This window comes from Petralouisia muris (assembly GCF_004793545.1).
Taxonomy (GTDB): domain Bacteria; phylum Bacillota; class Clostridia; order Lachnospirales; family Lachnospiraceae; genus Petralouisia; species Petralouisia muris.
In genome coordinates this window covers 23,618-32,515 of sequence record NZ_SRYA01000054.1, presented here as the reverse complement: position 1 = coordinate 32,515, position 8,898 = coordinate 23,618, and the positions used below count along the sequence as shown (strand labels likewise).

7 protein-coding genes are annotated in these 8,898 nt (G+C 47.2%); all 7 read left to right on the top strand.

Annotated elements, in window-relative coordinates; genetic code table 11:
- Positions 1 to 301: 301 nt before the first annotated feature.
- The 7 genes from E5329_RS20705 (at position 302) to E5329_RS20675 (ending at position 8,886) form a co-directional block, all read left to right on the top strand.
- Positions 302 to 1,888, top strand: coding sequence for an AAA family ATPase (locus E5329_RS20705; protein ID WP_135991250.1), 1,587 nt, complete (start codon positions 302 to 304; stop codon positions 1,886 to 1,888).
- A 26-nt stretch (positions 1,889 to 1,914) separates the two neighbouring features.
- A complete protein-coding gene (locus tag E5329_RS20700; RefSeq protein WP_275443540.1) occupies positions 1,915 to 3,027 on the top strand; it encodes a GntR family transcriptional regulator in 1,113 nt (370 codons plus the stop codon).
- Positions 3,028 to 3,101: 74 nt separating this feature from the next.
- Positions 3,102 to 4,601 carry an L-arabinose isomerase gene (araA, locus tag E5329_RS20695; RefSeq protein WP_135991248.1) on the top strand — a complete coding sequence of 500 codons (1,500 nt, stop codon included), beginning with the start codon at positions 3,102 to 3,104 and terminating at the stop codon, positions 4,599 to 4,601.
- Between the two features lie 96 nt (positions 4,602 to 4,697).
- A complete protein-coding gene (gene fsa / locus E5329_RS20690; protein WP_135991247.1) occupies positions 4,698 to 5,351 on the top strand; it encodes a fructose-6-phosphate aldolase in 654 nt (217 codons plus the stop codon).
- A gap of 129 nt (positions 5,352 to 5,480) precedes the next feature.
- A complete protein-coding gene (locus E5329_RS20685; protein ID WP_135991246.1) occupies positions 5,481 to 6,320 on the top strand; it encodes a transketolase in 840 nt (279 codons plus the stop codon).
- Positions 6,308 to 7,249, top strand: a complete 942-nt coding sequence (locus tag E5329_RS20680; RefSeq protein ID WP_135991245.1) for a transketolase family protein — start codon at positions 6,308 to 6,310, stop codon at positions 7,247 to 7,249. The genes E5329_RS20685 and E5329_RS20680 overlap by 13 nt, the downstream gene beginning before the upstream one ends.
- Before the next feature lie 35 nt (positions 7,250 to 7,284).
- Positions 7,285 to 8,886 (top strand): xylulokinase, encoded by a 1,602-nt coding sequence (locus E5329_RS20675; RefSeq protein ID WP_135991244.1) that lies wholly within the window; start codon positions 7,285 to 7,287, stop codon positions 8,884 to 8,886.
- The last annotated feature ends 12 nt before the right edge of the window (positions 8,887 to 8,898 follow it).

Sequence of the window (8,898 nt, the reverse complement as noted above, 5' to 3'; positions counted from 1 at the left end):
TGGGATTTTTTACCATAGAGGAGTTTTTGGAGAAAAGCGATATACTGGTGCGGGAGTTTTCTGAGTGACGTGGGTTTTAGGCTAGCTGGTGATAGGAGAATTGTCGGAGAGGATGATTTGAGGGATTCCTCTCCTTTTTTGTGTCTCCAAAGAACAGCTTGTGTTTGCCTGCGTTTTAGCGCAAATTCTTCTTGTTAATTTACCTTAGCTTTCATATAATATTATAGAAACAGAGGAAGCCATGCCGCGATATTGTTCTTATGTTAAAATTCACCCATTTCAGCAGGAAAGGAGGAGTATTATGGGAATTTATCTGAATCCTGGAAATAAGGGTTTTTGGGAAGCGATCCGTTCGAAAATATATATAGACAAGACAAACCTGATAGCCTGTATCAATGAACGCATCAATACAAAAGAAAAGTATATTTGCGTTAGCAGGCCAAGGCGATTCGGGAAGTCCATGGCTCTTGAAATGCTTGCGGCCTATTACAGCCGAGGCTGTGAATCCGGAGCGTTGTTTGCGGGCTTAAAGATAACGCAGGACGCAGATTTTCAGGAATATCTGAATCAGTATGACGTGATTTATCTGAACATGCAGCAGTTTTTGTTTGAGGCGGATACTTTAGGCCTGACAAAATATCTGGAGCAGGAGGTGCTCAGAGAGCTGGGGAAAGAGTATGGAAAACTTTTGAGCCAAAAGGGTATGGGGCTTGCCGCAGCGCTGCGGGAGATATATGCGGAAACGGACAGGCAGTTTATTTTTTTGATTGACGAGTGGGATTGCGTAATGCGGGACAGGCAGGAATCAGAGGAGATACAGAAGCAGTATCTGGATTTTATGAGGAATCTGCTAAAAGATCAGCCTTTTGTCGCTCTTGCCTATATGACGGGGATTTTGCCGGTGAAAAAATACGGGCAGCACTCTGCGCTGAATATGTTTCAGGAGTATTCCATGACGGATCAGAGTATATTTGAGGAATATACCGGTTTTACGGAGGAGGAAGTTAAGGGGCTGTGCGAAAGATTTCATATGGATTTTGACAAAGCAGGAAATTGGTATGACGGGTATGCATTTACGGAGTTTTGCCATATCTATAATCCCAAGTCTGTGGTGGAGGCGATGCGGCGGCGCAGGTATTCAAATTACTGGACATCCACGGAAACCTACGAAGCTCTTAAAATTTATTTGGATATGGATTATGACGGGCTGCGGTCAGATATTGTGCAGATGCTGGGCGGAGGACGCGTCAGGGTTAATACCAGAAGCTTTCTGAATGATATGCGTAATCTCAAGATCAAAGATGACGTGCTTACGCTGCTGATTCATCTGGGCTATCTCGGATATGATTCTGATTCACAGGAAGCGTTTATTCCCAATAAGGAGATTATGGGGGAGTTTGAGAATGCCATGAGTGTTGGAGGATGGTCAAAAGTCATGGAAGTGTTAAAGGCATCCGAAAAACTTCTGGAAGATACATTAAAAGGCGATGCCAAAAGCGTTGCAGCGGAACTTGACAGGGCGCATATGGAGGTGGCTTCGATTCTGACTTACAATGATGAAAATTCCCTTGGGTGCGCCATCGGACTTGCATATTACAGCGCCAGGAAAGATTATAAACTGATTCGGGAGCTTCCAGCCGGGAAAGGATTTGCAGACATTGCATTTTTGCCGCTGCCTCATACAGGCAAGCCTGCCCTGCTGGTGGAATTGAAGTATGATAAATCTGCCGAAGCGGCCATACAGCAGATAAAGGATCGGAAGTATCCGCAGGCTTTTGAAAATTATGCCGGTGAAATTCTGCTGATAGGCGTGAACTACGAGAAAGGAAATCCGGACAAACCCCACAGATGCCTGATAGAAAAGGCAGAGAAAGACGTATGTTCATGACAAAGGGCAAACCAGGAGGAAAAAGAATGGTTCAAAAAGAAGGACAGAAATTAAAATATTTTCATCTGGCAGAAGATTTAAAAGGCATGATACTGGAAGGCAAAGTCCAGGCAGGGGAAAAGCTGCCTTCGGAGAATGAACTGGCTGAACGCTACAAAATCAGCCGCCACACCGTGCGCAAAGCCCTGTCAATTCTGGAAAATGAAGGATACATCTATGCGGAACACGGGAAAGGCACCTTCTGTTCCGAACTTGTACGCCATACCAAGAACTCCAGGAATATTGCAGTGGTTACCACGTATCTGTCAGATTATATTTTCCCCAGGGTCATCCAGGGGATTGATGAGGTATTGACGGACAGCGGCTACAGTATATTGCTGAAAAGCACCCGCAATTCCAGAAAGGCGGAAGCCAGATGTCTGGAGGAACTGCTTCAGAAGGATATCGAGGGCCTGATTATTGAACCCAGCAAAAGCGATATTTTCTGCAAACACATTTCCCTGTTTGAACGGCTGGAACAGTATGGCGTTCCCTATGTCTTTATCCAGGGGTGCTTTGCCCAGATGAAGGACAGGCCTCAGGTGCAGATGGACGACTGCCAGGGGGGATACCTTCTGGCAAGCCATCTGATTGCCACCGGGCATCAGCGGATTCTGGGGGTGTTTAAGGCGGACGACACCCAGGGCAGGCAGCGGCACAGGGGATTTGTAAAGGCGCTGCAGGAAGCAGGCAGGATGTATGATCCGGACGATATTATTTGGTTCCATACCGAGGATCGGGCCGTGAAGCCTTTTGCAGCAGTGCAGGAGATGGTGCGCCAGGGACGCAGCTTTGATGCAGTTGTATGTTACAACGACCAGATTGCCGTTGAGGTCATTAAGGCGCTGGAAGAGTGCCGGGTATCTGTTCCGGGGCAGGTGTCTGTCACTGGATATGACAATTCCTTTATTGCAGAAAACAGCAGGATTAAGCTGACGACAATTGCCCATCCTCAGGAAAAACTGGGAGAAATGGCGGCGAAGCTTCTGCTGGATCTGATTCAGAATCCTGGTAAGGTATCCGGCGAAAGCCAGATCGTAATTAAACCTGAATTGATTGTACGAGAATCTTCCGGAGAAAGAAAAAACAACTTGTATTGATGACCATACAAGTTATAAAGTAGAGATAGAAGCAAAAGTTCTTAAATTTTTTCAAAATGTAGGAGGGTTATTGTATGAAATTACAGAAAAATTACAAGTTTTGGTTTTGCACAGGCTCACAGGATTTGTATGGGGACGAATGCCTGAAAAATGTGGCAGAACATTCCAGAATTATTGTAGAGCAGCTCAACAAGTCAGGAGCGCTGCCTTTTGAAGTGGAGCTAAAGCCCACATTGATTACCAATGAGTTAATCCGTAAAACTTTTAACGAAGCAAATATTGACGAGGAATGCGCCGGAGTGATTGTATGGTGTCATACATTTTCCCCTGCAAAATCCTGGATTTTGGGGCTGCAGGAATACCGCAAGCCGCTTTTGCACCTGCATACCCAGTTCAATGAGGAAATTCCCTACGACACCATTGACATGGATTTCATGAATGAGAACCAGTCTGCTCACGGCGACCGGGAATGGGGCCATATGGTAACCCGGATGGGCATTGAGCGCAAGGTTGTGGTGGGCCATTGGACCAGCCAGGCGGTACAGAAGAAAATCGCTTCCTGGATGCGCACAGCCATCGGTATTGTAGAGAGCAGTCATGTACGGGTGATGCGTGTGGCAGACAACATGAGAAACGTAGCCGTTACCGAAGGCGATAAGGTAGAAGCACAGCTGAAATTCGGCTGGGAAGTGGATGCTTATCCGGTGAATGAAATTGCAGAGTCTGTGGCAGCTGTATCGGAATCTGATACCAACGCATTGGTTGACGAATATTATGAGAAATACGATATCCTTCTGGAAGGCAGGGACGCAGATGAGTTCAAACGTCACGTTGCAGTGCAGGCACAGATTGAGCTGGGATTTGAGCGTTTCTTAGAAGAGAAGAATTATCAGGCAATCGTTACTCATTTCGGAGACCTGGGCGCATTGAAGCAGCTTCCGGGGCTTGCCATCCAGCGCCTGATGGAGAAAGGGTATGGATTCGGCGCGGAAGGGGACTGGAAAGTAGCGGCGATGGTCCGTATTATGAAGCTGATGACTGCCGGCATGAAGGACGCAAAGGGAACCTCTATGTTAGAGGATTACACTTATAATCTGGTACCTGGCAAGGAAGGGATACTTCAAGCGCATATGCTGGAAATCTGCCCCTCCATTGCAGAAGGGCCAATCAGCATTAAGTGCCAGCCCCTTTCCATGGGAGACAGGGAAGATCCAGCGCGTCTGGTATTTACCTCCAAAGAAGGACCCGGAATTGCCACATCTCTGATAGATCTTGGGGATCGCTTTCGTCTCTTAATTAATACCGTAGAATGTAAAAAGGTGGAGAAGCCGATGCCGAAGCTTCCAGTGGCAACTGCATTCTGGACGCCTCAGCCTGATTTTGCAACAGGAGCAGAGGCATGGATTCTGGCAGGAGGCGCACATCATACCGCATTTACTTATGACCTGACTGCAGAGCAGATGGGCGACTGGGCAGCCGCAATGGGCATTGAAGCAGTTTATATTGACAGCCATACCAACATTCGTGACTTTAAGAAAGATTTGATGCTGGGCAATGTTGTTTACGGGAAATAAAAAAGTATAAAAAATAACCTATATTTCCTCTTCCATTTCGTGTAGAATGGAAAATGGAATATCAGCAAATTCTATGTATACCAAAAGGAGGATAACATGAAATTATTTATCGACACAGCTAACGTAGAAGATATCCGCAAAGCTAATGATATGGGCGTGATCTGCGGAGTAACCACCAACCCTTCTCTGATTGCCAAAGAAGGCAGGGATTTTAACGAGGTAATTAAGGAAATCACCAGTATTGTAGACGGTCCCATCAGCGGCGAGGTAAAGGCGACCACCACAGATGCGGAAGGCATGATTCAAGAAGGCCGTGAAATCGCAGCCATTCATCCCAACATGATTGTCAAGATTCCCATGACTGTAGAAGGATTAAAGGCAGTGAAGGTACTTTCCGCAGAAGGCGTCAAGACGAATGTAACGTTGATTTTTACCGCAAATCAGGCGCTTTTAGCAGCACGGGCAGGGGCAACCTATGTATCTCCCTTCTTAGGCCGTCTGGATGACATCAGCCAGCCTGGAATTAACTTAATTGAAGATATTGTTACAATTTTTGAAAACTACGGGCTGGAGACAGAAATTATTGCAGCCAGCATTCGCAGTACCATCCATGTGAACGACTGCGCTCTTGCAGGAGCAGATATTGCGACCATTCCTTACAGCGTGATTGAGCAGATGACCAAACATCCCCTGACCGACCAGGGAATTGAAAAATTCCAAAAAGATTATAAAGCAGTTTTTGGCGAATAAACGGTAGAAATACAGCAGAACGTTTCGGATTCTTAACGGAATCCAGCTTAAAAACAGGCGTCCGGTTTCCTGCAGGGAAGGGCTGCGGGAGACTGGATGTGTCGGAAAAAGAAAAAAGGAGATAATTACATGGAAAACTTAGAACTTCAGAAAGCGGCCAATGAAATCCGCAAGGGAATCGTTACCGCTGTTCATTCAGCCAAAGCAGGACATCCCGGCGGCTCTCTGTCAGCGGCAGAGGCGTACGCCTATCTGTATTACGAAGAAATGAATATTGATCCCAAAGATCCGAAGAAGGCTGACCGGGACCGTTTTGTATTGTCCAAAGGACATACGGCTCCGGGACTTTATTCCACTCTGGCGAACCGGGGATTTTTCCCGGTAGAAGATTTAAAGACACTGCGCCAGATAGGTTCCCATCTGCAGGGACATCCCTGTCTGCAGCATACGCCGGGGATTGATATGTCAAGCGGCTCTTTAGGCCAGGGAATTTCTGCGGCGGTGGGCATGGCAATGTCTGCAAAATTAAGCAATGACAGCTACCGGGTATACACTCTGTTAGGCGACGGGGAGATCCAGGAAGGCCAGGTATGGGAGGCGGCCATGTTTGCAGGCCACAGAAAGCTGGACAACCTGGTAGTGATTGTGGATAACAACGGACTGCAGATTGACGGTAAAATTGACGATGTATGCTCTCCTTATCCCATTGATGAGAAGTTCAAGGCATTTAACTTCCATGTCATCAATGTGGAGGACGGCAATGATTTTGACGCTTTGCGGGCAGCATTTAAGGAAGCAAGGGAGACAAAGGGAGCGCCTACTGCCCTGATACTGAAAACTGTCAAGGGAAAAGGCGTTTCCTATATGGAGAATCAGGCCGGATGGCACGGCAAAGCCCCCAATGACGAAGAGTATAAGATTGCCATGGAAGAATTGGAGAAAGCAGGTGAAGCATTATGCCAGAAGTAAAGAAAATAGCAACCAGAGACAGTTACGGGAACGCATTGGCAGAACTGGGAAGGGAGCATGATGATCTGGTAGTGCTGGATGCGGATCTTGCGGCAGCCACCAAAACAGGCGTGTTCAAGAAAGAATTTCCAGAGCGTCATATTGACTGCGGAATTGCAGAGTGCAATATGATGGGAATTGCAGCAGGGATTGCGGCTACCGGAAAAGTGCCTTTTGCCAGCTCCTTTGCCATGTTTGCGGCAGGCAGGGCGTTTGAGCAGGTGAGAAATTCCATCGGATACCCTCATTTGAACGTAAAGATCGGAGCCACTCATGCAGGCATTTCCGTTGGAGAGGACGGCGCATCTCATCAGTGCAACGAAGATATTGCATTGATGCGGACGATTCCGGGCATGACAATTATCAATCCGGCGGATGACGTGGAAGCGAAAGCGGCAGTGCGTGCGGCTTATGAGATGAACGGCCCGGTGTATCTGAGATTCGGCAGGCTTGCAGTTCCGGTGATTAATGATAATCCGGATTATAAATTTGAAATCGGCAAAGGCGTATTGCTGCGGGAAGGCAAAGACGTTACGATTGTTGCCACAGGACTGTGCGTAGGAGGAGCTTTAGAAGCGGCAGAGAAGCTTGCGGCAGAGGGAATCAGTGCAGAAGTCATCAATATTCATACCATTAAGCCTCTGGATACGGAGATTATTGTGAATTCCGTCAAAAAAACCGGAAAAATTGTTACCGCAGAAGAGCATTCCGTCATCGGCGGCTTAGGCAGCGCAGTATGCGACTGTCTCTGTGAACATGCGCCTGCGCCGGTATGTAAAATCGGCATGTATGATGTGTTCGGGGAATCTGGCCCGGCAGCAAAATTGCTGGAGAAATATGGACTGGATGGTCAGGGCATTTATGAAAAAGTAAAAGGCTTTGTGAAATAGTGTGAGAAGGTAATGTTATAAGGAGGGTTTTTACCATGGGAAAAGAACAGATTATCAATGATATTCAGAATGGCAAAACAGCGCTTGGCATTGAATTCGGCTCTACCAGAATTAAAGCGGTATTGGTGGGAAGCGATAATACGCCTATTGCATCCGGGGCCCATGACTGGGAAAATCAGTATGAGAACCACATTTGGACCTACAGTTTGGATGCAATCTGGAAGGGACTTCAGGACTGCTACCAAAACATGGCAAAAGATGTGAAAAATCAGTACGGCATTGCATTGGAAACCATTGGGGCAGTTGGTTTCAGCGCCATGATGCATGGATATATGGCGTTTGACAAGGCAGGTGAACTGCTGGTTCCGTTCCGTACCTGGAGAAATACCATTACAGAAGAAGCTTCTAAGAAGCTGACAGAGGTCTTCCAGTACAATATTCCTCAGAGGTGGAGCATTGCCCATCTGTACCAGGCGATATTAAATAAAGAAGAGCATGTAAGCTCTGTGACATATTTTACCACCCTTGCAGGGTATGTACACTGGAAACTGACCGGACAGCAGGTGCTCGGCGTAGGGGAAGCTTCCGGTATGTTCCCCATTGATATTGAGACTGGAGAGTTTGACAAAAAGATGATGGGACAGTTTAATGAACTGATTGCATCTGAGAAGTTTTCCTGGAAGCTGGAGGATATTATACCGAAAGTGCTGACAGCCGGAGAAAACGCTGGAGCACTAACCGGGGAAGGCGCAAAGCTTCTGGATGTAACCGGAACCTTAAAGCCGGGAATTCCGGTATGCCCGCCGGAAGGAGACGCCGGAACGGGAATGGTGGCAACTAAGAGCGTGGCTCAGCGTACCGGAAATGTTTCCGCTGGAACCTCCGTGTTTGCTATGGCAGTGCTGGAAAAGAATCTGGCAAAGGTGCATCCTGAAATTGATATGGTTACCACCCCGGACGGAAGCCTGGTTGCAATGGTGCACTGCAACAACTGTACCTCTGACCTGAATGCATGGGTGAATATTTTCAAGGAGTTTGCAGAGAGCTTCGGCATAGAAGTGGATATGACAAAGCTGTTTTCCGTATTGTACAATAAGGCTTTGGAAGGAGACGCAGACTGCGGCGGACTTCTGGCATACAATTATTTTTCTGGCGAGCATATTACAGGATTTGAGGAAGGACGGCCCTTATTTGTCCGAACGCCGGACAGCAAATTCAGTCTGGCCAACTTTATGCGGGTAAACCTGTTTACCTCTTTGGGCGCATTAAAGACTGGTCTTGATATTCTTCTGAAAGAAGAAGGGGTGAAGTTGGATGAACTGATGGGTCATGGCGGACTGTTTAAGACAAAGGGCGTTGGTCAGAAAGTCATGGCTGCAGCAGTAAATACGCCGGTATCTGTCATGGAGACTGCAGGAGAAGGCGGCGCATGGGGCATTGCCCTTCTGGCTTCTTATATGCAGAACAAAGGCGAAGGGGAATCCCTTTCCAAATATCTGGAAGAAAAAGTATTTGCAGGCCAGGAAAGCGTTACCATTCAGCCGGATGCAAGGGATGTGGAAGGCTTTGATGCATTTATCAAGCGCTATAGCGAAGGGCTTCCCATTGAGCGGGCAGCAGTTGATTTCTTGAAATAGAGAGGAAAATAT